Here is a 23,273-nt window from a genome sequence, read left to right as displayed (position 1 = left end):
TTAAGAATTCCCACAAAATTAATTATTTCAATTGATTTCATCTATCCGTCAAATGTTAACTAATTATTAAAAAACAACATTTTAAACACAAATTACAAAATCAATAAATAAATCAATAAATAAATATATAAAAATCAAATATAAGGAATAATATTCAATATTAAAACAAAAATTATAATTATATAAATAAAACATCGATAACTATAAAATTCATTCATCCGTTAATACAAACTTCATAATTAATTAAGATTCTCCTAAAGTTTTCTTAAAAACTTAGCCCTTATTTTGCCCTTGAAAAAGAAGTAAAAGAAGTAATAATGAAAAAACAACTCCACAAGAGCATCATGCTACTTGCCTTGTTTTCTGCTGGCTATGCTTTTGCACAAAGTCAGATTTTGGAAGGTAGGGTATTGGACGAGAAAGATAATACTCCTATAGAAGGTGTAAAAGTAAAGGTAAATGGTCAGGAAGTAACCACTGACATTTCCGGATACTACTCTATCAACCTTTCTCCCGGTGCCAATTACATTGTAACGGTAAGCTCCAATGGGTATAACAGAAAAGAGATCAGTGAGGTGATTATCAAAAATGAAGGTAATACTCACCTTGATATCGTTCTGGATAAACCATCTACCAAAGAAAAAGAAATTGAGGGTGTTGTCATAAAATCAAATGCAAGAAAAGAAACCATAGCCTCTACCATCGGTTTACAAAAGAATGCGGGTGTAGTTTCTCAGGTTATTGGTGTTGAAGCTATTAAAAGAAGTCCGGACAGAAACACGGGTGAAGTTCTGAAAAGAGTCTCCGGGGTGAGTTTGTTTGACGGAAAATATATTGTAGTAAGAGGTTTATCAGACCGTTACAACCAGGCCATGCTGAACGGCATCCAGTTATCCAGTACGGAACCAGACAGAAAGACTTTCTCTTTTGACCTTTTCCCTGCTAACGTTATCGAAACCCTTGTGATCAACAAAACTTTCATTCCTGAATATACAGGTGAATGGGGAGGTGCATTGATTCAGGTAAATACTAAAGATATTCCTAATAAAAACTTCTTCAATGTACAGGTAGGCGTAGGAGGAAACACCGCTACTATGGGACAGGAATTCCATATGCAGAAAGGAGGAAAATGGGACTTTTTAGGAATTGATGACGGTTACCGAAAACTCCCTACCAATATGCCTGCAAAAAACGCTTTCAGTATTCTGACTGAAGCGCAGAAAACAGAGATTGGTAAAGGATATACAAAGAATCTTGGATACAACAGTATCGGTTATCCTGAAAACTTAAGTTTACAGTTAGACGGAGGTTTCAACACGAAGTTATTCGGAAAAGATTTAGGAGTAATTGCTGTTTTAAACTATAGTAACAACAAAAGAAGAACTGAATCTACCAACCGTTTCTTTACCATCAATAATCAACTTGCTGATACCAACTTCGATTATTTTACAGAAAAATACAGCAATGATATTATTTTAGGAGGGATGTTGAACCTTTCTTTAAAGCTGAACAGCAACAATAAAATTTCCCTAAAGAATATCATCACCAACAATACAGTAAATCACATGTCCTTCAGAACTGGAAAGGACTTTGAATTTGATCCGATTAACGGAACAAACATCATGGCAAGGGAAATTGGATTTAAAGAAACTACTTTCTATAACTCTACCCTTTCCGGTAACCATAAACTTGATGTTCTTGGCGGTCTTACCGTAAACTGGTACGGAAGCTTCGGGATTCTTGATCAATACATCCCTTTGCTACAGCGTTTGCAGTATAACCAATATACGAACATGCCGGGAAGCCCTTATTTAGCATTGATTTCTAATGGTCTTTCTCAAAAATCAGGAAGTGTATTCTACTCTACGCTAAGTGACTATTTATATAATGCAGGAGGTGATGTATCCAAGACATTTACGATGTTCGGACAAAAACAAACGATCAAAGGAGGGTATTTATTCCAGGTAAAAGACAGAATATACAACTCAAGACCGTTCTCTGTAAGACTTGAAAACTTCAATCAGGGATTACTTTCTCAGCCTTTTGAAACGATCTTCAATCCTGGTAATTTTGGAACTAACGGAGGATTTACATTTGATGAAATTGCAGGAAACCAGTACCGATATATTGCCAATACAATCCTTAACGCAGGGTATTTACAGTTTGACAACAACTTCACGCCATGGTTAAGAGCAGTCTGGGGATTAAGAGTTGAAAACTTTGATCAATTGGTAGGAAGCACAAAGAAAAGCGATGATCGTTTTGTAAATACACGTGTTACAGACTTCTTACCTGCTGTTAACTTAACATTCAAGGTAAATCCTAAAATGAATATTCGTCTCGCAGGTTCACAAACTGTTGTAAGACCGGAATTCAGAGAGGTTTCTCCTTTGGCATATTATGATTTTGACCTTGGAGCAACTGTAATCGGTAACAAATCTATTGAAAGAACTAAAATCACGAGTGCCGACCTTCGTTGGGAATTCTACCCAAGAAACGGAGAAATTATATCCGTGGCAGGTTTCTATAAAAACTTCAAAAAACCGATCGAATTATACTTCAACCAATCAGGGGTAGGAACCAGTAACACTTTCAACTACCTTAACGTAGATAAAGCTGATGCTTATGGATTAGAAGTGGAAGCAAGAAAAAAACTGGATTTTGTAAGTGCTCTTAAAAACTTTACGCTGGGTGGAAACGTAGCATTAATTAAAAACAGAGTAACGGACGAAGCTACCAACATAGACAGACCAATGCAGGGACAGTCTCCATACACGGTTAACTTAAGTCTTCAGTACGATACTGAAAAATCAGGTTGGTCTTCTACCCTATTATTCAACATGATCGGAAGAAGAATCTTATATGTAGGAAACGATCAGGTTCCACCAATCTGGGAAGCACCCAGACCTCTTTTAGACTTCCAGCTTGCTAAAAAATTATGGAGCAACAAAGGAGAAATCAAGCTGAATGTTTCAGATATCCTGAACCGTCGTGCTAAATTCTACCATGACCTGAACGACAATGGTAAGTATGACAGCAAAGATGCTCTTGCTATCGAAAGGCTTACAGGAACCAATATCAGTTTAACACTGGGATACAATTTTTAATTCACTCAACAAATAATCTAATAAATAATTTAATTCTTTATAACATGAAAAAGTTCGTTTTATATTCTTTAATGCTTGGCGCTCTAGTATCAACTACCGCTTGTAGAAATATAGAAGAAGATGGACCTACCATTATTCAAAATGGAGGTAACGGAAACGGAGAAACTGAAAACCTTATTCTTTCAGGAAAAATCACTTCCAATACTACACTTAAAGCCAATAAAATCTATAAGCTAAGAGGACTGGTATATGTAACTAACGGAGCTACTTTAACTATTGAGCCAGGTACAAAGATTGTAGGTGAAGCTGATAAAAACGGAGCTTTGATCATTACAAGAGGAAGCAAAATCATGGCGGAAGGAACTGCTGCCAACCCTATTATCTTCACTTCAGAAAAACCAAGTCCTAAAAGAGGAGACTGGGCAGGTGTTGTAATCTTAGGAAACGCTCCTACCAATGCGTCTTTCGGAGGAGCAAACGGAGTTGGAGAAATTGAAGGAGGTATTAACAACTCTGAAGGTCTTGGACTTTATGGTGGTACTAACGCTGCTGACAACAGTGGTGTATTAAAATATGTAAGAATAGAATATGCAGGATATGCATTCTTACCGGATAAAGAGATCAACGGAATTACGTTCGGTGGTGTAGGTAGCGGAACTACAGTAGACTATGTAGAAGTTGCTTATGCTAATGATGACAGTTTTGAGTGGTTCGGAGGAACGGTAAACTGTTCTCACCTTATTTCTTATAAAGGTCTTGATGACGATTTTGATACTGATAACGGTTTCTCAGGAAAGGTACAGTTTGGTATCGCAGTAAGAGATTCTCAGGTTGCAGACGTTTCCGGTTCTAACGCATTTGAATCTGATAATGATGCCAACGGTTCTATTTTAACGCCTCAGACATCCGCTACATTCTCTAATATGACGATTATCGGACCAATCAACTCTGCGGCTTCTGGGTCTATCAACGCATTATTCCAGAATGCATTACAGATCAGAAGAAATTCTTCTATCTCTGTTTTCAACTCTGTATTCACAGGATTCCCTGTTGGATTATTCATTGATGCTACAAAAGGATCTCCAACAGATAACAATATTGTAGGTAATAAACTATTCTTTGAAAACAACGTTTTAGCAGGAATGCAAACTCCTTTAAAGTTCGGACCATCTACCTCTACTCCAACAACGTATACGTTAGCAGATCTTACAACCTGGTTTAATGCTAAAGGAAACACAATCCTTGCTTCTACTGCTGATGTAAAGCTTGCCAACGCATGGGCTCCTGCAGGAACTACACCAAACTTCGCTCCTGGTTCAGGTTCTCCATTATTAACAGGAGGTGCATTTACTAACCCTAAATTAGCGACTTGGTTTACACAGGTTACTTACAAAGGTGCTGTAAAAGATGCGAACGATACCTGGTATGCAGGATGGACAAACTTTAACTTATAACATCATCATATAAGTACCTAGATTTAATTTCAAATAGAAGGCCTCCGGAAGTATTTCCGGGGGCTTTTTTTATGGTTATTATGGGATATTACAAATATTAGGAATTTTGAATATGAATAGATGTTCACATTGTAAAAATACCGGATTGCAATTTGAACCATTATTTTTATGTTTAGACACATACCCTTCCTTAATAAGTTTTGGCTAAAGCCGGAGGAATATCTTTTTCCATTCAAACGGGCTAAAGCCCGTTCCTATTGAATATAAACAATCTCGAAATTCACCATCTGAATCTCTGATCCGGAAAACAAAAACCAGGATTACGAAAAGTCTAAACCCACTCTCCGAAACCCATTCAAGAAAAGCCATCCGAAAAGCTTCCGATGGCATTACAAAAAACAAGTGTATAAAAATATATATACTTCAGATTAGTTTCTCCAGAATAAATTTCCTGCATTCATCAGGGCTTTTATTTCAGACATTCTGGAAACGGCTTCCGCAGAACAGGAAGCCTCTGTAAGAACAATGGTTGCTTCATCACCGGCTTTTGGCCACTGCTGATTTCCTTTTTCATCCAGAGGAACAATACTTTGAGTAGCAAACTGAAAAGCTCTTGAAAGGGCATATTCTGTAGTATATCCGTAAAGTTCAGCAATAAGATTCGCTTTCTGCAGCATACTTCCAGATCCGAAAGTACTCCAGTAATCCTGAACATTATCATTTCCGATCAATACGTTTACTCCATATTTTTTCAGGGTTGGAATAGGCATTACTTTTCCTTTAAAAGGTACGGAAGAAGCTATTCCTACTTTTCCTGCAGCCAGTCTTTCTGCAATCTGTTCCGTTTCCTGGGGTGAAAGGTGAGCTAATGCAAAGGCATGACTTACAAAAGTCTTTCCCTGAAGCACTGGATTTTCGATTGCTTTATCAATCAGATAATTGATCGTTTTCATTCCGGACTCTCCCATCTCATGCAGGTGAATATCAATTCCTTTATGATGATCCACAGCCAGTTGAACTGTAAAATCCATTACTTTTTCAATACTTCCGTCAATACTCAAAGGATCAAGTCCGCCGATAAACCCCACACTTTTCAGCTGGGCTGCCTCCTTCATTAATGGAACAGATTCCGTATAATACACTCCATGCTGCGGGAAGGCCACCAGTTCAGCTTTGAAAGAATCTTTTTTGTTTTCAAGCGCCTGTTCAAGATGTTCCAGAGATTTCAGTCCTGATGTAGGATCAATATTGAAATGTGTTCTTACAAAATGAGTCCCGTAATGCTGCTGTAAACTGATCAGCTGTTCTGCCCTGCTTACCGAAGTTTTCAGCAATTCAGGGATGATTTCCTGCTCATAAGCGATCATATCTTTCACCGTTTTTCGTTTCGGAGAAAGTGCCTGCCATGGAAGACCATATAATGTTTTATCCAGATGAATGTGCATATCTCTGAAAGCAGGAAGCATCAGATATCCTTTCGCATCAATTGCTTTGGAAGCAGGACCATTGGCTTTTACTGTTTTTATTTTTCCGTCTTCAATTTCAATACTGAAAAGGTCTGTTTTTGTTCCAACCACCTCATCATTTTCGTATTCAAAACCTGTTTCCAGACGGACATTTTTAAGGGAATAGTTTCCTTTTGCAGTTAATTGATAGGGAAATTTCATGATGTAAAATTTAACAATACAAAATTAAGCCGGCTTGAAGGCAAAACCGGTGTATCAATTATGTCTTGTTTTGTACAGATTATTCTTTGAACTGAGAAGGCGTCATTCCCGTCTGTGCCTTAAAGAATTTGGAAAAACTGGCATGATCATAGAACCCAAGGTCATATACAATATCTTTCACAGACATTTCGGAAACTTTTAAAAGTCTTTTTGCTTCCAGTAAAATACGATCCTGAATAAGAGATGATGCCGAAGCGTTAAGATTTTTTTTGCAGACAATATTCAGGTAGTTGGCAGAAATATTCAGTTTATCTGCATAAAATGATACAGACCTTTCTGTTTTGAAATGTTCGTCAATAAGATGCAGAAACTTTGAAATAATAGGATTTGAATTATAGACTTCAAAGTCTTTATAAGCGCCTTCCACAGATTTACTCACCAGCAAACCGATGAGTTCGCTTCTTTTTTGAATCAGTTCCCAAAATACTTTTTCTCCGTTCAGTTCTTTCTGAATGGCCCGGAATTCATATAGAAAAGTTTCAAAACCTTCTTTGGAAAGATTGATCACAGGATGATTCTGGTAATACGATGCAGAAAATCGTAACGATGGCAGAAAACTTTCAAACCAATCTCTGCTGATCATCAGCTGGTATCCTATTGTTTCTTTTTCAATCACCCATTGATGCACCTGATCCGGAAAAACAAGATGAATCTGGTCATCTTTCACCTCATATTCTGTAAAATCTATAGTATGTGAGCCTGCTCCCTTCTCAAAAAGATTGATGATAAAAAAATCGTGCTTATGCGGATCATCAATAGAACGTGCTCCGGAAAGTTCATTGAACAGCAGATGGCAGCCTTTCAGCTGATTTTCACTAAATTCCTGTATTCCCAAAATAGGAAAATGATCTGTATGGTAAGCCACTCTGCCCGATTTTCTCCTAAAATTACTAAAATTTATGAGAAAAAACTAAAACAACCACAAAAGGAACAAAAGCTTTATTTTATCACACAATCTTCATTTTCCATCTTCATTCCATGACTTTTCATAAAACTTTCATCCCCTTTATGGTCGAAAAAACACAACTAGATTATATATTAATTTATTTAATCCTTTTTTATTTTAAATTAAAAAACAATGTTTCCTTCATGTACCAGGGATTTCACGTCAGAAATTCTTGATACCGCTTCCGCTGAACAGCTTGCATCAATCAGGACAAAGTCTGCTTTATCTCCGGACTTCGGCCATTGCTGAGTACCTTTATCATCTAACGGAAGAATATTTCCTGTGGCCAGTTTTAAGCTTCTTGATAATAAAAATTCTGTTGAATATCCGTACAATTGAGCCATTAGGTTAGCCTTCTGAAGTACACTTCCTGTTCCGAAAGTATTCCAGTGATCCACAATACTATCATTTCCTGTGAGAACAGTTACATTATGTTTATAAAGAGTTGGGATAGGCATAATGAGTTTGCCGAAAGGGATTGTGGAGACAATTCCGATCTTTGCTTCACCTAATTTTTCAGCAATTTCTTCTTGTTTTGCGGCTTCTAATTTCGCAAGAATAAAACAGTGGCTTAAATAGGTTTCCCCTTTCAGGACAGGGTTTTCATTTACTTTTTCAATCAGGTATTCTACCGTTTTCAATCCGGAATCTCCGGTTTCATGCAGGTGAATATCTATTCCTTTTTTATGATCCAAAGCAAGCTGAACAGTGAAGTCAACCACTTTTTCGATATCTCCATCAATGTTAAACGGATCTACTCCACCGATAAAATCAATATCCATCTTCGCCGCTTCTTTCAGATAAGGCACGGAATCCGTATAGAAAACACCATGCTGTGGAAAGGCTACCAGCTCAGCTCCAAAGCCTTTCTTTTTATTGTCTAACGCTTTCTGCAGATTTTTTAATGACTGAAGTTTGGAAGTCGGTTCAATATTCACGTGGCTTCTTGCATAGGAAGTTCCCTTAGACTGTAATAACTCGATCAGTTTTTCAGCTTTGAAAGTTGAATTCTTAAGCATCTCAGGAAGCATTTTTTGCTCCAGTGCTATCATTCCTTTGACTCCTCCGGTTCTTTTTCTCACAGCCTGCCACTGATCTCCATAGAAGGTTTTATCAAGGTGAATGTGCATATCTTTAAATGCAGGAAGCATCAATAGTCTTTTTGCATCTACAGCTTTAGCATTGGGTTGATTGGGTGTGATCTTTGTGATTTTTCCGTTTTCAACTTCTACATAAAACAGATCTGTTTTGGTAGAAGACACTTCCCCATCCTGGTATTCAAACCCTGTTTCGAGACGAACATTTTTAAGGCTCATTTTTCCTTTCGCCGAAATATTGCTTTCATCAAAGAAAGGCGATGCTGTCATGATATCAGGTATTAAAGTGAGTCCCGCTACAGCCAACGCTGAGTTTCGGATAAAATGTTTACGAGAGATGTTATTGTCGGAGGTCTTCATTTCCAATCTATTTAAGACAAAATTAAAAAGAAGTGCTCTGAACGAAGTGTATGGTTTATTACAAAATCTGTATGATTTATGCTTTTTGGTAATTCCTTAGGGGAATGCTTTATGATCTACTTTTATCCACAACGCTTGTCATTCCGCAGGAATCCAGATTATGATGTTTTTATTCTGTTGAGACTCCTACGGAGTGACAAAGGTACAGCCTTTACTTTTTGTATAAAACTAAGACTAGTAATTACGACTAGTATAAAAATATCCACAACGCTTGTCATTCCGCAGAAATCCCAATTATGCTGTTTTTATTCTGGTGAAACTCCTACAGAGTGACATAGATTGCGTTGATCTTTTTTCAATTTAAACTTTCTTTTCCATAAAAAAACCGGATTTAAAATCCGGTTTCATTATTATTTATTTGAATATTCAAATTTTCTCACTGCTTCCAGTGTCATATCAATCTCTTTATCCTTGATGGCATCACTGATGAAGTACGTTTCATAACCGCTTGGCGGAAGATATACCCCATTCTGAAGCATCTGGTGGAAGAAATTATTAAACAAAGAATGATTAGCTTCCTGCGCCTCATCAAAGTTGGAAACGCTTTTGATATGGAAGAATACTGACATCATTGAACCTTTTCTGTTGATTCTGTGAGCGATTCCTTTTTCGTTCAGAATTTTCCCGATTTCAAAATCCAATGTTTCTGTCGTCTTGTGTAACCTGTTGAAAAACTCAGGATCATTTTTAATAAGCTGAAGAGTTTTTAATCCGGCTCTCATTGCTAAAGGATTTCCACTTAATGTTCCCGCCTGGTAAACCCCTCCTTTTGGTGCAAGATGATCCATAATTTCATTTCTACCAGCGAAAGCTCCTACCGGAAGCCCTCCTCCGATTACTTTTCCGTAGGTTACCAGGTCTGCTTTTACATTGAAAAGTTCCTGAGCTCCTCCGAAAGCTAATCTGAAACCAGTCATCACCTCATCAAAGATTAATAATGCTCCGTTTTCATCACAGATCTTTCTCAGTTTTTGTAAAAAATCGTTTTCCGGCAGTACACATCCCATATTTCCTGCAACAGGTTCTATAATTACCGCTGCAATCTCTCCCTGATTGTGACGGAATAAATCTTCAACCTGTTCAAAATCATTATAACGCGCTAACAAAGTGTCTTTTGCTGTTCCAGCTGTTACGCCCGGAGAATTTGGGTTTCCGAAGGTTGCAGCACCACTTCCTGCTTTGATCAGGAATGAATCGGAATGCCCATGATAACAGCCTTCAAATTTTACAATTTTATCTCTTCCTGTATATCCTCTTGCCAGTCTGATGGCACTCATACAAGCTTCTGTTCCTGAAGAAACCATTCTTATCTGGTCGATATTCGGAACATTTTCAATGATGAATTTTGCAATTTCAGTTTCCAGTTCTGTAGGAGCACCGAAAGAGAATCCTTTCTCAGCCTGTATTTTCAGTTCTTCCAATACTTCAGGATGGGTGTGCCCTAAAATGGCTGGCCCCCATGAGTTGATATAATCAATGTAAGTATTGTCATCTGCATCGGTAAGGTAAGCTCCTTTTGCCGATTTCATAAAAACAGGCACTCCTCCTACTGATTTGAATGCTCTTACCGGAGAGTTTACACCTCCCGGAATGTATTTGTAGGCTTCATCAAATAAAGCCGAACTTCTTTGATACTTCATATATATTTAGTTGGTGTTGACAGCTGCTGGTTGGCATGTAATTGTCAACGATAAACTCTCAACAAAAAAATTAAATTAGTTTCGCGGTTTTTTGTCTATTAAATAAATTAGCTGTCCTGCAGATGGCTGCTGTCCTTCATCCATTCTGTTTTTAGCGTATAATTTATTTAATTTGATTCCGAATTTCTGTGCGATATCATGCATATCTTCTCCGTATTCAGCTTTATAGGTGGCTGTATTTCCGGTAGAATTTTTAGACTCAAGGAAAACGATGTCATTTTTCTTCAACGTTTCATTTTCCAGCTCATTCCATTTCATCAGTCTGCTTTCGCTTACTTTGAATTTGTTGGCAATGAATTTCACATCGGTATCTTCAGGAATTACAATATATTTCAGCCCATCATTCGGGTGGCTTTTGATAAGAATAGAATTCAGAATTTCAGCTTTCGTTTTAATTCTCTCTACTCTTTTTTGCTGTTGAGCGTAAGAAGTCTGTTTGTAAGGAACTTCAACGGTAACAGGTTCTTTCACTTTTCTGGTTGCTTTTGGAGGCTCCAGCTGTGCCATGAAAGTTCTGTCGTCTTTCAGATCCGGGTACATTTTAAGAACAGCATACAATACTTCATTAGAATTGGTATTGTCGTATTCATATAATTTATACTTTTCAATTTTGGAGATAAGAATGGAAGCATAGCGTGGATTGGTAGCATAGCCCGCTTTTTTTAAACCGGCTGCCCATGCTCTGTAATCCTTCATATCCAGTTTGAAAAGGTTGGCGTAATATTTTCTTGTGGATAAAAATATAGAATGGTCTTCATAAGACTGTCTTGGATCATCGTATACACGGAAGCATTCGTTAGGCGCATCATCGGTATGTTTCATTGTTCTACCGGTCCAGTCTTCTTTACATTTTATACCGAAGTGATTTTTACCTTCCTGTGCCAGTCTGCTCTGTCCGCCCCCGGTTTCCAATAATCCCTGGGCAAGAGTAATAGAAGCCGGAATTTTATATTTTTCCATTTCTTCTACTGCATATTTAGCAAACTTCTGAATATACTGATCTTCGGTTGCCCAAGTCTGGGCTGAAAATTTTGATAAAACTAAAAGGCTTATGGATAGAAAAAGTCTTTTCATGTTTTTCAATTTTACTTATATAATTAAATTTCTATTCTGTTTTTCCAACAGTAAATTAGCTCCTTCAATTCCCTGTAAACCACCAGTATGAAAGCACAAAATCTTACTGTTTTCAGGAAAATATCCTTCTTCTATCAGTTCAAAAACTTTCTCCATCATTTTCCCTGTATAAACCGGTTCCAAAGGAATACCGTATCTCTCCTTGAAATCATTGATAAAACAGACGTTTCCATCATTTATTTTACCATAACCTCCAAAACATGAATCTATTAGATTAAAATTCTGTCTCAAAGTTAATTCAAAAATTTTATTTTCCAGTGAAGCATCGTCAACGGCTTTAAATCCTATAACTTTCTGGTTCTCTTCACAAAATTTTGAAATTCCTGCAATGGTACCTCCGGTTCCAACTGCGGTGCAAAGATAGTCAAAATCTTTTGTTTGTTCATTGAGCATCATTTTCACCCCTTCTACGGCCTCTTCATTGGTACCTCCTTCAGGAACTATCAGTGCCTCCGGAAACTCCTGCTGAAGGAATTCCGTGAGTTTTTCTTTGTGGCGGTATTCTTCACGGGTGACAAATTTCAGGTTCATCCCGTTTCTTTTCGCAAAAAGTAAGGTTGGGTTATCACGCCATTTATGCTCCAGTTCTTCTCCTCTGATGATTCCCAGTGTTGGAATACCTGCCATATTACCTACAGCAGAAACCGCTGCAATATGATTGGAAAAAGCGCCTCCGAAAGTAATGATGTATGGATTATCAGGAACTTTTTCCAGATAGTGATTCACATTGTGAAAGAGTTTCCAGTATTTATTCCCTGAAATTAACGGATGAATCTGATCTTCCCTTTTAATGAAAAGCTTTACGTTTTTATGAATTGGAATTTCCTGGATGGAAACACGTTCTGTGGGAAGTTTTAATAGCATTTCAGTTTTACGACTCAGAGTTTATTCTTTGCAAAAGTAGGAAAAGATTTAATGTTGTGAGGAGTTTCTTTTTTCCCACAGATAATGCAGACTTACACAGATGATTTTTTTAATTTTCAGGCTTTCAGGTTTAGAGTAAAGCCAGATGAAAGCTGTTTTTTATAAATCAGGTAAAGCCCGCTCCTATTGAATATCGTGATCGTTAACCGAAATCCCAGCCCCAGATTCCCAAACCCGGATCCGGAATCCTCGAAACTCGAAATGCAAAACACATATTTCACAACTCTACAGATATTTCCTGAAGTTCCAGAATTTTCTTTTTCTTAGATAATTGAAGTTGTTTTCATTCGTGTAAGCTTCTCTTTCAAAGGAGATTCTTCTGTAAGCCAGATAGCTGTCTTTGAATTTGAAAAACCAGTAATAATATTCAATAACATAGAAAATATAGAAGAAAATAATGAGCATTTCCAGTTGTTGCTGTAAATGAATTTTTTCGTGATTGATCAATACATTATTTTCCTTATCTTCGGGTTTCCTAATGAAGATAAAGGGAAAGAGAGCGATGCCATTAATTTTTAATTTTTTTAAAGGCTTTTGGCATACAATTATCATAGTAACAAATATAAAAAGTTTTTTGACAAGCATTTAACTTATGGCCCATTATGACATCAAAGAAGGTGAAGACTTCTACTATAATGAACAGGGGTACAAGGTTTTTACAGAAAAATTTCATCTGAAAAGAGGATATTGCTGTAAAAGCGGCTGCAGGCACTGTCCTTACGGGTACGATAAAAAGACTGATACATTCATTAAAAGTGATAAAAAAAATAAATAAAATGAAAAAATATATTTTTATTTTGTTGGCATCTGCTACATTAGGCTTAACTTCTTGTAGCCCTTTTCAGATACGTTCAGATTATGCTGAAACCGCCAATTTCAATTCTTATAAAACCTATAAAATCAGAATTGATGATCTGAAACTGAATGATATTGATAAAGACAGAGTACTGAATGAACTGTCGAGACAGCTTCAGAGCAAAGGACTTCAGTCCGGAGAAAACCCTGATCTGATTATCAACGTAAAAGCAAATCATAAAAAGATTACTGATATCAATTCTTCTTCTCCTTACGGAATGTGGGGTTGGGGCGGACCATTCGGATGGGGTGTCGGCATGAGCAGAACATGGACAACCAATTATAATGAAGGTGCACTGATTGTTGACCTTATTGATGCAAAAAGCAACAAATTGGTTTGGCAGGGTATCGGAAGCGGAATTTCTGTAGATTCTCCAAAAGCAAAACAGAGACAGATTCCAGAGATTATGGCTGAGATTATGAAAAATTATCCGCCACAAAGAAAATAAAATTAATGTCATCCATTATATAGCCGGTACGTTTTGTATCGGCTTTTTTTATGGATAAAATTATTAAGTTTTAAGTTTTGGCTAAAGCCCGATGAATGGAATTACAATGTATAAGGCGGGCTAAAGCCCACCTCTATTGAATTGAATACAGATACAGATATTTAACCACAATATCATTCATCACTCATCACTCATTATGTATCGCATACAGTGCATTTAAAATTAACGATTTTGTAATTCTTTATTCACAAAAATTGTGGTATTCTTGCTTAAACTTTATATTAAATATTAATTATGAAAAAAATCATTTTATTTTCTGTATTTGCGGGACTTGCCCACGCTCAGGCTCCTGCAGGATACTACAATTCTACCAGCGGACTAAGCGGCGCTGCACTGAAAACTGAATTAAGCAGCATTATCACCAACGGACATATTGATAAAGGATACAGTGGACTTTGGACAGGTTATAAAACCACTGATATTGACAAGGACTACGAAAATGACGGGACTATCCTTGATATTTATTCTGAAAAGCCTGCAGGGGCTGACCCTTATAACTATACTCCCGGAACTGATCAGTGCGGAACATATTCTACTGAAGGAAATTGTTATAACAGAGAGCACATTGTTCCTCAAAGTTTTTTTAATCAAGCCTCTCCAATGGTGTCGGATATTCACTTTATCAGAGCTACAGACGGAAAGGTAAACGGAATGAGAAGTAATTATCCTTTCGGAAAGGTAGGAAGTGCTTCTTTCACTTCTCAGAACGGTTCAAAACTTGGAACATCTGCTTCTTCAGGATATTCAGGGACGGTATTTGAACCGATTGATGAGTTTAAAGGAGATGTGGCCCGTATGATTTTTTATTTTGTAACGCGTTACCAAAGCAAGCTTTCTTCTTTTTCATCAGGAAATATGTTAGGAAGTTCTACATTCCCGGGATTACAGACCTGGGAACTGAATGTTCTACTGGCATGGCATAATCAGGATCCGGTTTCTCAGGCTGAGATCAAAAGAAATAATGCATCCTATACTTTTCAGGGGAACAGAAACCCTTTCATAGACAACCCGAATTATGTAAATCTTATCTGGGGTTCTCAGCAGCCTTCAGGTGATACCCAGGCGCCTACTGCTGCAACAGGTCTGAATGTTTCAGGAACAACTTCCACCAGTATTTCTCTGTCGTGGAATGCTTCTACCGATAATGTAGGAGTAACAGGATATAATGTTTACATGAACGGAAGTCTGCAAACGACTACGAGTTCAACTTCAACAACCATTTCAGGACTTACTCCTTCTACAACTTACAGCTTTTATGTGGTAGCGAAGGATGCGGCAGGAAATTCTTCATCAAACAGTTCAACGGTTTCCGGTATTACTAATTCAGGAGGTACTACTCCAGGAACCAGCTGTGCCAATGAAAATTTTGAAACAATCCCTGCAGCCAGTTCTACCTATACAACCAGAACATGGAGCAATGGTGGAATCTCCTGGACAGCAACGGATGCAAGAACAGATCAGACTATTAACAATAAAGCGATTACGGTAAGAAACGGTTCTTTAACTTCCGGCAGTTCAGCAAATGGTATTGGTTCTTTAACAGTAACTACACAGCTTAAATTCTCAGGAACCAATGGTACTTTTGATGTAAAAGTAAACGGAACAACCGTAGGAACAATTCCTTACAGTACTTCATCTACAACGACGACCATCAATAATATCAATCTTTCCGGAAATGTAGTGGTAAGCCTTGTTAATACTTCATCAAGTAACAGAGTGGCTATCGATGATCTTGCATGGACATGTTATTCCGGATCAAGTGCAAGAATGGTTCAAAATACGGCTGCAGAAACTACTTCCAACAGTTTTAAAATCTCTCCTAACCCTATTACCAACCAGGAGATTTTTGTAAAAGGAGATCTTCAGAAGGTAAAAAAAGCTGAGATTTATAACCTTCAGGGGAAAACTCTTCAAACGATTGACCAGCCTTTCAGAAATGGAAATTCTATTAAAACCAGAAATCTTGGTCAGGGAGTTTATATTTTAAAGCTGGATCAGGTAACGATGCAGTTCCTTGTAAAATAATTCAGATATCAACTTTATATAAAATGCCGGTCTTCTTTAGACCGGCATTTTATGTTTCTATTAAATTCCTGTAGATTTTTGCGTATTGAACGTTATAAAGAAATCTTATCCAGATCCGGATATCCTGATCCTTTTAAGAGGTCTTTCCATTCTTTATTTTTGAAAACGAAGAGATTGCAGCGGTATTCGTCCGGTTTGTTATCTATTTTGGTTTCGCAGTAATAATAGAGCATATCTTTGCTTCTCCATATTGCTACTTCCTGTCTGAGTTTGTTATGCGTCCGGATGATCTCATTATCTTTAACTTCAGATTCAAAACCTTCACGGATTGTATCAAAACTCGGTTTTTGAAGTGTTCTATTCAGGTTATCCAAAAGCGCTTTTTTTTCATGCTCTGTATAAATATCAAGCTGATACATTCCCAATTCGTCTTCTTTTTCATTGGCAAGCGGACCAATTTCCTGATCTACTTTTCCGAAGTGTAAAATGACTTTATTGGTATTTTTATGATTTTTTCCTTCCAGATCAATTCCGTTGAAGTGCAATAATTCTTTTGATGCAAAGGCCAGCTTTTCATTTCCAATCAAGGTAACTTCACTGGTCCGGACGGCTTCTTTCGCTGTTGCTCCGGCAGATTTTAAAATATCATTGATATTTTGTCCTGCTTTCAGTTTAGCAAGATTGAATGGTTCGGTCTGAGTACTTCCCTCTGTTTCAACCAAAGACTCACTTTCTTTATTTTTCTGCTGGTCGCATGACGCAAAGCTCAGACAGATTACCGCTGTTAATGCATATTTCAGATTTTTCATAATGTTAGTGTTAGTGTCCGGTTATCAATAATAAAACAGAAAAAACAGGATTCAAGTATCTGGAAACGGTTCTTTTATTACTCTTCTCTTGACTGCCGCCTTTTAATTCATGTACTTGTACCATGGAGAAGCCGGAGGGGTAGGATATTTTAATCCAAATACAGCATTATTACGGTAAGCATCTTTTGATACAGAAATATATTTATTTCTTATTTTCCCATCATCTTCAATGGAGATACTTAGTATGGAATAATTTTTCCCATCATCCCAGAAGAAAGAAGTTGGATAAGTAAAGGAATTTTTCTCATTTTGATCCCATGACACTTTTTCCGGAGAAAGTTTTTTCAGTTTTTCAAAAATTGGTTTTACTAATTTGGCATCTACGGTTGTTTTGTCTGTAATAGAAGCGGTAGGATTTCCATGTTTTTTTATTATTTTTTCTACAAACTCCAGAGAGTATTTTTCAGCAGCATTGGTATCAACAGCACCAACTTTTCCTTTGTATACGGTAATTCTTGTACCCATTGTATTATCTAATGGAATATTTTCATAAGACAGTCCTTTATTTTCATCAGCATAATATTGAATGATGTCTGGCTTAGCTGCATCTTTCAGAAACAGATTTTTGTTTTCAAAATCATACTTCTTTGCATCATCACCTAATGAAACCGTTGACAAATCAAATGATTTATTTCCACAACAGATATTGATCAATACTACAAAAATCAGCAAGAAAACGTTCCGCTTTTTCATTGAATAATATAAATGTAATTAGATTATTTCAAATTCTTCCTTTCCTTCCGGAATATAAAACGAAATATCAAGCATCAGTTCTTCTTCTGTTTCCGCGTTTTCCAGATATAAAGCAGATTCTCCGTTTGCCTTTTTTAAAAAAGCGACTTTATTTTCTGCACATACAAACATAACGGCATCTTTAGAAACTGGCTGTATTTTAAATCCGGATTTGAAATCATTTACAAGATCAGTAAAACGTTCTTCCGATTCTGCTTTCGAGAGATACATTGAAGTAGCCATATTTTCTTCTCTTTTGGAAATTGATTTTTTATAATCCTCAAATTTATTTTCTCTTATTAATCTTGATATATGGTCATAAGCCTGTTCCAATTTTTTTCTGTTGTCTTTAATATCCTGCAGATTTCTTCCGTTCTGCCACGCAGACAGCTGATAGGGAACTTCTGCTTTAAAGGAACCCACATGTTTAATAACCTGTTTCTTTTTATCTTCTATGGCTTCAGACCGATAGTCTCCAAACTGTTGGTCAAAAACGAAATCATTAGCCACATCGAAAAGTTTAATATTAAATTTCAATTCTGATTTAGGGTGTAACTGCAAATCGCCGATATTGGGTAAAATGGTTGCTGATATGGATTGAACACCACTTTTCAATATGGCAAAATTAATCGGAATATTGGTAGCTACCTGCCCTTCAACATTCATATGAATCACAGGATAATCATTAATCCTTATCTCGAACAAACAGGCTGATGCGCTGAAATCGATCATATAATAGGGTTGCTTTATCATAATTTTAGTTTTTAATGATTTTAGACCAATCGGTAAACATTTTACTGATGGTATTGGTATTGATGATGCTAAAGCAGAACATTCCCAGGAGAATAGAACTCCAGCACCACGCAAGTTTCACTCCGTTCTTATCTGTTATAAAAAAAAGAATCAGCATAGTGACTGTTCCAAAAAAGAATGTGAAAAGCAGAGTGTATAGTATGACCTGAATAATATACATATTGAATTTCAGTTTTCTGAAAACCCAGCCTATCATACTGACCACCATAATCAGGCCTATAGGAAGAAGCAATGCCCCGAAAAGAACAATTTCGGGTTTTTCCATCAGTATACTTTCATACCCGAAAAATGTATTAAAACTGAATTCCTTCATATTGTTTTTCCTGATTTGAAACTTCTAATAAGGTTTTGTCTTTATAGCCTAGCATTTTTGCCAGAATAACATTGGGAAATTCATGAATTCCTATATTATAAAGGCTTACGCTGTCATTGAAAAATTCTCTTCTGTCTGCGATTTTATCTTCCATTCCGGAAACTCTTTTCTGCAGTTCCAAAAAGTTATTATTAGAAAGAAGGCCCGGATAGTTTTCTGAAACGGCAAAAAATGATGAGAGTGCTTTTGAGGTCTCGTTTGCGAGTTCCGTTTTTCTGTCAGAATCATTCGTGGTGTTATAGAAAGTTCTAAGCTCAGTCAGTTTGGTAAGCAGATCTTTTTCATGATTCATAAACTGTTTGGCAACGTTTACAAGGTTAGGAATTTCATCGGCTCTTTGTTTTAAAATAACATCTATATTCCCATATGCTTTTTCCACATTGAATTTCAGCATGACAAGCTTATTGTACAAACTGATGAAAAAAGCCAGAATGGCTATGATAAGAAATACGGCGATAACGATGGCTACAATTTGATCCATTATTGTGATAAGATTAAAATCATTACTATAAGTATAACGATACAGGTTACCAGAAATGATCTCAACAGAGGTTGGTATTTATTCCAGACTGAAATTCCTGCTGCTGTGGTAATTCCTAAAAGCTTATGTCCTGTATCTTTTCTGATAAAGGCTTCACCGTTTCTGGAATCAGCGGCACCTACCAGCAGCATTTCCTGACCAGATTTAAGCAGTGTTTCCTTATATCTTTTCTGTCCGTTATAACTTACATTAGTTTCTTCGATGAATATCAATTCTATGCCTTCCGGATGTACTTCAATGGTTCCTGTATCATCCTGCATTTGAAAGAGATTACATTGGGTTTCTTTATGAATGGTTGTATAAGATTTTTTTCCTTCCTTATCTCTTGTAACATCTTCAATCGTATAATAATATCCTATGCATTCTTCTCTTGCAACAGGTGAAATCAAAGGTTCTTTCATAATCAGTTTCCCCTGAATTTCTACCAGCCCCATGGCCACTGATTTTATTTTGGATGTAGGTAATGATGCCTGAATTCTTAAAAATCTTTTTCTAGAATTAGGAAGCAGTAAAAAAACTGCAATAATAGAAAGTATAATTAACGGTAAATACGTAATTACTTTTTCTGCATAATAATCATAATTATCCATCAATAAGAGTCTGCTATGGAGTATAAGTTTTTATAAGATGTGCAGCAGCAGTTTCCTGTCCGTCTGCGGTCTTCACCTGATTGTCTACAATATAGAGAACTGAGGAAGTATTGGGTTTATTATTGGTGTATTCATAATATTGTACCAATACCATGGTTTTATCTTTCAGATCCCATAGATAGGCTGCATTTCCCAATATTTTACCTTCATTGTTCTTTGCAGGAACTTCGGCAAGAACCTTAGGATTTTTGTATTGTGATTTCAGATAAGCCAAAAGATCATTTCCTGCAGCAGTATCTTCCCATTCTATTTTTATTCCTTTTGTAAGTTTTTCCGCAGGATTGTTTATTAATAATCCTACTGTAGAGCTTTTTACATTATTTTCTTTATGTTCCGGAAAGGAGATATTCCCGAATTTGTATCCGGCTACATCTTTGGTATACGCAATAGGGAGTGTGGTTACAATTTCCCTTGCCTCTGTCTGATACTTGGTATCTTTTAAAACTTCTTTATACCCTTTGGAAAAATCTACTTTCTCCAGGTCTGTCTTTTGTTGTGACTGGCATGATACAAACATGATAAAACACAAAATTATTAAAACGATCTTTTTCATATTATCTAATTTCTTATTAACGGAATATCGGCACTGAATCCGAAAAGTTCTTCGAGACTTTTGATGACATCAAATTTAGGTACAATTTCGTTAAATTTACCTTCTGCGATAATACCTTCGTCTTCCGAACTTCCTTTAAGTTCTGCCGGTTTTTTATTACCTCCTCTAGGTATTTTCTTTTTGGCGGACATTCCTACTTTTCCTTTGATCACATATTCAGCATTGAGCCCATCGAATCCTAACTCCGGACGGTAATTTAATCCTTTATCATCAAATTTCACACCATGCCCGAATGTAATGGAAGCTGATCCTTTACCACTCATCTCAAAATATCCTTCTACTTTAACAATAACAAGATTGGCTTCTGCTTTTGCCCAAACTCCTGCTTTTAATTCAATTTTAAGGGTATTTTTTGCTTCCACTTTTCCTTGCTTGTCCCCTTTTTCACTTACGGTATTGAATGAAAAACCAATTGAAGTTTTGATTTCACTTGAAATAACGAGATCAATATAAACATCAGAGCTTAGTTTAGCTCCGAAATCATCATTCCCAAATTCCACCCCTGTGTTCATCTGGTCTTTGATCACTCCATATAATCTCACCGCTCCCGGCGCAGCAGTTCCTCCACTTACCGCTCCAGCAACAAGTCCAACAGCAGTACAGAGAAGGTCAACAGTAACCTCTAATCCTATCAGGGGTTCTGCATTAAAAGATATATCAACCTTTGTTCCTAATCTTTCTATTTCTGTATTTTTCTGTTTGGCTCTTTCCAGGCACCATTCTCCCTTCAGATTAATATTGGGCGGTTTGATGGCAAAAGTTACCGGAAGACCTTTAAATCCCATATTTCTAACTTGTCCTTTGGTTTTGTTGGTAATACCATCAGACATTGCTCCGAGTGAACCAAAAAGATCATAGAGCTTTTTAAATTTTGTTTCGTATTCTCCTTTAAGCTCTTTACTTTTCTGAAAACTTCCGCTTCTGTTCTTTTCCCATTCACTTTTCAGGCTGAATCCGAATGAAGCATCTTTTTGTTTCCATCTTCTTTCAGCGCCTATTTTACCGGCTTTTGCCTGTAGATCCTTATGTTTTGCAGCAGGCTGGTTTTGCCATTTTACGCTAAGCTCATTGGTAAGATTAACGAAGAAAGTGAGTGTCCATTTAATATCCGGATAAGCCTTGATTAATACAGTGGTTCTTTTTTCATTACTGAAATACCTGCAGGTATGTGCATGCAGATGGAACTGGTTTGGATTAGCCCACATAGGCCAGATGTATTGTATAGGCATCGTATCAAATTTGGATAAATCTGAATACACTCCATAATTAAATGAAGGCGTAGTAAATGTCTTTACGGTGTCTCCTTTATCGATGGCCTGGCCTACATCTACAATCAGGACCTGTTTCTTATGTTTTCCTTTGCTATCTCTGAAACATTCATTGGTTTGAAAACCTGTAACATCAATCGTTAAGTCTTTCTTCATAGATACACTAGGTGCGGTCACTTCATAGTTAACAGTCTGGGCATCATGGGCATTGAACACAAATGAAATATCTACTCTACGGTTATTTTCGTAGTCTTTCTCATTTTTGTATCTGATATTATCTCTCCCCATTTTGTCATCGGTAGGATCTACTTCTCCTTTTCCTACGGAGATAATTCTTCTTGGATCTAATCCGCCGTCTGCAAAGAATTTTTTCACAACATCAGCTCTTTTTTGGGAAAGTCCTTTGTTATAATTTTCTTTGCCTATCACACAGGCATACCCGCTGAGATTCATGGTGGCATCTTTGTGTTCGAGAAGAAATTTGAGCACATTATTCAAAACTGCTTCTCCATCTTTATCAATAACTGTGGAATCAAATTTATAATAGATTGTTCTCTGAATATGTTCCTGTAAGGCAGCAGATTTTATCAGTTTGACCCCATTACCATTATCAAAGACTTTAACTGTTGTGTTGCTGGCTTTGCCGTCTTTTGTTTCATTTTCTGTGATTTTAATGACTTCAAATTTACACGGCTCGAGTCTGACGGAGTTAACATCCGGCTTATAGACTTTGGTTGGCGTCTGGTTCTGGGCTCCGTTGGTATTGGTAGTGGCAACTTTATTTTTTACATTCAGATAAATGGCATGAAGATCATCGCCCAGTTTATCTTTGATATATTGTTTGGAAGCAACATCTTTCACTTTAACATAGAATTCCTCTACATTCTGAATATTGTCTACATAGGCCATCCAGGCGAAGGTATTTTCTATTTTAAGATTGACTTCACCATCTATTACCTGTACATTATTGTAGGTATGTACCAGTTTATCTGCTTTTGCGGACTGTTGATTCCAAAGTTCGATACTGACTGTATTTCCATTCAGCCCTTCTGTCATCAGGTTCAGGTGAACAATATGGCCGTAGGAAATGTATTCGCTTTTTTTATTGTTTTTGATGCTTTTGCTATTCTTTTGTGTAGACCATTTGCTGCTTACAATTTTGGGTTCACACCAGCCTTTTACATATAGCCCTGTATTACCTTTAGGATCTCTAACTCCTGAAAGACTGGCTTCAATATAAAAATGATAGCTTCCGCAGTACTGCTTGCCAATTAAAAATTTATATCCTGTAGCAGAGGTGATCTGATTGATAATAATTTTTTTGCTGCTGTTCTGCCTCATCCACGTAAGAGGTTTCTTTTTGTCTGCATCTGTAGTTCCCGGCAGCCATTCATCCACACCAAACTGCACCCACTGATCCGGCTTTATGGTAATCCTTTGCCCTAATACAGACATTTTCGGGTAATACAAGCCGCTTACAACTTTTATTTTTTTTACGCCTTTTGCCATTTTCTTA

20 protein-coding genes are annotated in these 23,273 nt (G+C 36.9%); 5 read left to right on the top strand and 15 right to left on the bottom strand.

The window, feature by feature from the left end; translation table 11 throughout:
- The first annotated feature begins 317 nt into the window (after window positions 1-317).
- A complete protein-coding gene (locus tag ACODR7_RS09840) occupies window positions 318-3,107 on the top strand; it encodes a TonB-dependent receptor (protein ID WP_488838863.1) in 2,790 nt (929 codons plus the stop codon).
- A gap of 44 nt (window positions 3,108-3,151) precedes the next feature.
- Window positions 3,152-4,561 (top strand): hypothetical protein, encoded by a 1,410-nt coding sequence (locus tag ACODR7_RS09835; protein ID WP_488838862.1) that lies wholly within the window; start codon window positions 3,152-3,154, stop codon window positions 4,559-4,561.
- 428 nt (window positions 4,562-4,989) lie between these two features.
- Here the strand turns inward: ACODR7_RS09835 and ACODR7_RS09830 are convergent, their stop codons facing one another.
- The 7 genes from ACODR7_RS09830 to ACODR7_RS09800 form a co-directional block, all read right to left on the bottom strand.
- Complete coding sequence (locus tag ACODR7_RS09830) at window positions 4,990-6,228, bottom strand: amidohydrolase (RefSeq protein WP_488838861.1); 1,239 nt, start codon at window positions 6,226-6,228, stop codon at window positions 4,990-4,992.
- 79 nt (window positions 6,229-6,307) lie between these two features.
- Window positions 6,308-7,153 (bottom strand): helix-turn-helix domain-containing protein, encoded by an 846-nt coding sequence (locus ACODR7_RS09825; protein ID WP_488838860.1) that lies wholly within the window; start codon window positions 7,151-7,153, stop codon window positions 6,308-6,310.
- 203 nt (window positions 7,154-7,356) lie between these two features.
- Entirely contained in the window at window positions 7,357-8,691 is a 1,335-nt protein-coding gene (locus ACODR7_RS09820; protein ID WP_488838859.1) for an amidohydrolase, read from the bottom strand.
- 410 nt (window positions 8,692-9,101) lie between these two features.
- Window positions 9,102-10,391 (bottom strand): glutamate-1-semialdehyde 2,1-aminomutase, encoded by a 1,290-nt coding sequence (hemL, locus tag ACODR7_RS09815; protein ID WP_488838858.1) that lies wholly within the window; start codon window positions 10,389-10,391, stop codon window positions 9,102-9,104.
- A 75-nt stretch (window positions 10,392-10,466) separates the two neighbouring features.
- Window positions 10,467-11,525: a glucosaminidase domain-containing protein gene (locus ACODR7_RS09810; RefSeq protein ID WP_488838857.1), complete on the bottom strand. Its 1,059-nt coding sequence runs from the start codon at window positions 11,523-11,525 to the stop codon at window positions 10,467-10,469.
- A gap of 15 nt (window positions 11,526-11,540) precedes the next feature.
- Window positions 11,541-12,449 (bottom strand): 1-aminocyclopropane-1-carboxylate deaminase/D-cysteine desulfhydrase, encoded by a 909-nt coding sequence (locus ACODR7_RS09805; RefSeq protein WP_488838856.1) that lies wholly within the window; start codon window positions 12,447-12,449, stop codon window positions 11,541-11,543.
- Window positions 12,450-12,734: 285 nt separating this feature from the next.
- Entirely contained in the window at window positions 12,735-13,061 is a 327-nt protein-coding gene (locus ACODR7_RS09800; protein ID WP_488838855.1) for a hypothetical protein, read from the bottom strand.
- Window positions 13,062-13,101: 40 nt separating this feature from the next.
- On the opposite strand from ACODR7_RS09800, the gene ACODR7_RS09795 reads away from it, so the two are divergent.
- The 3 genes from ACODR7_RS09795 to ACODR7_RS09785 all read left to right on the top strand — a co-directional run bounded on the left by ACODR7_RS09795 (window position 13,102) and on the right by ACODR7_RS09785 (window position 15,898).
- On the top strand, window positions 13,102-13,284 hold the full coding sequence (locus ACODR7_RS09795; protein ID WP_047434227.1) for a C1orf53 family protein: 183 nt from the start codon (window positions 13,102-13,104) through the stop codon (window positions 13,282-13,284).
- Between the two features lies 1 nt (window position 13,285).
- The gene (locus tag ACODR7_RS09790) at window positions 13,286-13,813 is read left to right on the top strand and encodes a DUF4136 domain-containing protein (RefSeq protein ID WP_488838854.1); all 528 of its coding nucleotides are present in this window, start codon (window positions 13,286-13,288) and stop codon (window positions 13,811-13,813) included.
- A gap of 294 nt (window positions 13,814-14,107) precedes the next feature.
- The gene (locus ACODR7_RS09785; protein WP_488838853.1) at window positions 14,108-15,898 is read left to right on the top strand and encodes an endonuclease; all 1,791 of its coding nucleotides are present in this window, start codon (window positions 14,108-14,110) and stop codon (window positions 15,896-15,898) included.
- 92 nt (window positions 15,899-15,990) lie between these two features.
- Here the strand turns inward: ACODR7_RS09785 and ACODR7_RS09780 are convergent, their stop codons facing one another.
- The 8 genes from ACODR7_RS09780 to ACODR7_RS09745 form a co-directional block, all read right to left on the bottom strand.
- Window positions 15,991-16,707, bottom strand: a complete 717-nt coding sequence (locus tag ACODR7_RS09780) for a hypothetical protein (RefSeq protein WP_488838852.1) — start codon at window positions 16,705-16,707, stop codon at window positions 15,991-15,993.
- Between the two features lie 102 nt (window positions 16,708-16,809).
- Window positions 16,810-17,460: a hypothetical protein gene (locus tag ACODR7_RS09775; RefSeq protein WP_488838851.1), complete on the bottom strand. Its 651-nt coding sequence runs from the start codon at window positions 17,458-17,460 to the stop codon at window positions 16,810-16,812.
- Between the two features lie 18 nt (window positions 17,461-17,478).
- Window positions 17,479-18,252, bottom strand: a complete 774-nt coding sequence (locus ACODR7_RS09770; RefSeq protein WP_488838850.1) for a hypothetical protein — start codon at window positions 18,250-18,252, stop codon at window positions 17,479-17,481.
- Window positions 18,253-18,256: 4 nt separating this feature from the next.
- A complete protein-coding gene (locus ACODR7_RS09765) occupies window positions 18,257-18,625 on the bottom strand; it encodes a hypothetical protein (protein ID WP_488838849.1) in 369 nt (122 codons plus the stop codon).
- On the bottom strand, window positions 18,606-19,166 hold the full coding sequence (locus ACODR7_RS09760; protein ID WP_488838848.1) for a LemA family protein: 561 nt from the start codon (window positions 19,164-19,166) through the stop codon (window positions 18,606-18,608). Before ACODR7_RS09760 ends, ACODR7_RS09765 begins: the two co-directional genes overlap by 20 nt.
- Entirely contained in the window at window positions 19,166-19,816 is a 651-nt protein-coding gene (locus ACODR7_RS09755; RefSeq protein WP_488838847.1) for a hypothetical protein, read from the bottom strand. Before ACODR7_RS09755 ends, ACODR7_RS09760 begins: the two co-directional genes overlap by 1 nt.
- Before the next feature lie 13 nt (window positions 19,817-19,829).
- On the bottom strand, window positions 19,830-20,429 hold the full coding sequence (locus tag ACODR7_RS09750) for a hypothetical protein (protein ID WP_488838846.1): 600 nt from the start codon (window positions 20,427-20,429) through the stop codon (window positions 19,830-19,832).
- 5 nt (window positions 20,430-20,434) lie between these two features.
- Window positions 20,435-23,266, bottom strand: coding sequence for an OmpA family protein (locus ACODR7_RS09745; RefSeq protein ID WP_488838845.1), 2,832 nt, complete (start codon window positions 23,264-23,266; stop codon window positions 20,435-20,437).
- Between the last annotated feature and the right edge of the window lie 7 nt (window positions 23,267-23,273).

It is taken from the genome of Chryseobacterium sp. FG46 (genome assembly GCF_057809135.1).
The sequence above is the reverse complement of the archived record's forward strand: the minus strand, read 5'-3'. Positions and strand labels throughout refer to the sequence as shown.

Excerpts from the sequence above, each read along its gene's own strand:
- ACODR7_RS09840 (WP_488838863.1), top strand. The coding sequence starts at position 318 with ATGAAAAAACAACTCCACAAGAGCATCATGCTACTTGCCTTGTTTTCT.
- ACODR7_RS09810 (WP_488838857.1), bottom strand. The coding sequence starts at position 11,525 with ATGAAAAGACTTTTTCTATCCATAAGCCTTTTAGTTTTATCAAAATTT.
- ACODR7_RS09795 (WP_047434227.1), top strand. The coding sequence starts at position 13,102 with ATGGCCCATTATGACATCAAAGAAGGTGAAGACTTCTACTATAATGAA.
- ACODR7_RS09805 (WP_488838856.1), bottom strand. The coding sequence starts at position 12,449 with ATGCTATTAAAACTTCCCACAGAACGTGTTTCCATCCAGGAAATTCCA.
- ACODR7_RS09835 (WP_488838862.1), top strand. The coding sequence starts at position 3,152 with ATGAAAAAGTTCGTTTTATATTCTTTAATGCTTGGCGCTCTAGTATCA.
- ACODR7_RS09780 (WP_488838852.1), bottom strand. The coding sequence starts at position 16,707 with ATGAAAAATCTGAAATATGCATTAACAGCGGTAATCTGTCTGAGCTTT.
- ACODR7_RS09830 (WP_488838861.1), bottom strand. The coding sequence starts at position 6,228 with ATGAAATTTCCCTATCAATTAACTGCAAAAGGAAACTATTCCCTTAAA.
- ACODR7_RS09820 (WP_488838859.1), bottom strand. The coding sequence starts at position 8,691 with ATGAAGACCTCCGACAATAACATCTCTCGTAAACATTTTATCCGAAAC.
- ACODR7_RS09775 (WP_488838851.1), bottom strand. The coding sequence starts at position 17,460 with ATGAAAAAGCGGAACGTTTTCTTGCTGATTTTTGTAGTATTGATCAAT.
- hemL (WP_488838858.1), bottom strand. The coding sequence starts at position 10,391 with ATGAAGTATCAAAGAAGTTCGGCTTTATTTGATGAAGCCTACAAATAC.
- ACODR7_RS09790 (WP_488838854.1), top strand. The coding sequence starts at position 13,286 with ATGAAAAAATATATTTTTATTTTGTTGGCATCTGCTACATTAGGCTTA.
- ACODR7_RS09785 (WP_488838853.1), top strand. The coding sequence starts at position 14,108 with ATGAAAAAAATCATTTTATTTTCTGTATTTGCGGGACTTGCCCACGCT.
- ACODR7_RS09800 (WP_488838855.1), bottom strand. The coding sequence starts at position 13,061 with ATGATAATTGTATGCCAAAAGCCTTTAAAAAAATTAAAAATTAATGGC.
- ACODR7_RS09770 (WP_488838850.1), bottom strand. The coding sequence starts at position 18,252 with ATGATAAAGCAACCCTATTATATGATCGATTTCAGCGCATCAGCCTGT.
- ACODR7_RS09755 (WP_488838847.1), bottom strand. The coding sequence starts at position 19,816 with ATGGATAATTATGATTATTATGCAGAAAAAGTAATTACGTATTTACCG.
- ACODR7_RS09750 (WP_488838846.1), bottom strand. The coding sequence starts at position 20,429 with ATGAAAAAGATCGTTTTAATAATTTTGTGTTTTATCATGTTTGTATCA.
- ACODR7_RS09760 (WP_488838848.1), bottom strand. The coding sequence starts at position 19,166 with ATGGATCAAATTGTAGCCATCGTTATCGCCGTATTTCTTATCATAGCC.
- ACODR7_RS09745 (WP_488838845.1), bottom strand. The coding sequence starts at position 23,266 with ATGGCAAAAGGCGTAAAAAAAATAAAAGTTGTAAGCGGCTTGTATTAC.
- ACODR7_RS09765 (WP_488838849.1), bottom strand. The coding sequence starts at position 18,625 with ATGAAGGAATTCAGTTTTAATACATTTTTCGGGTATGAAAGTATACTG.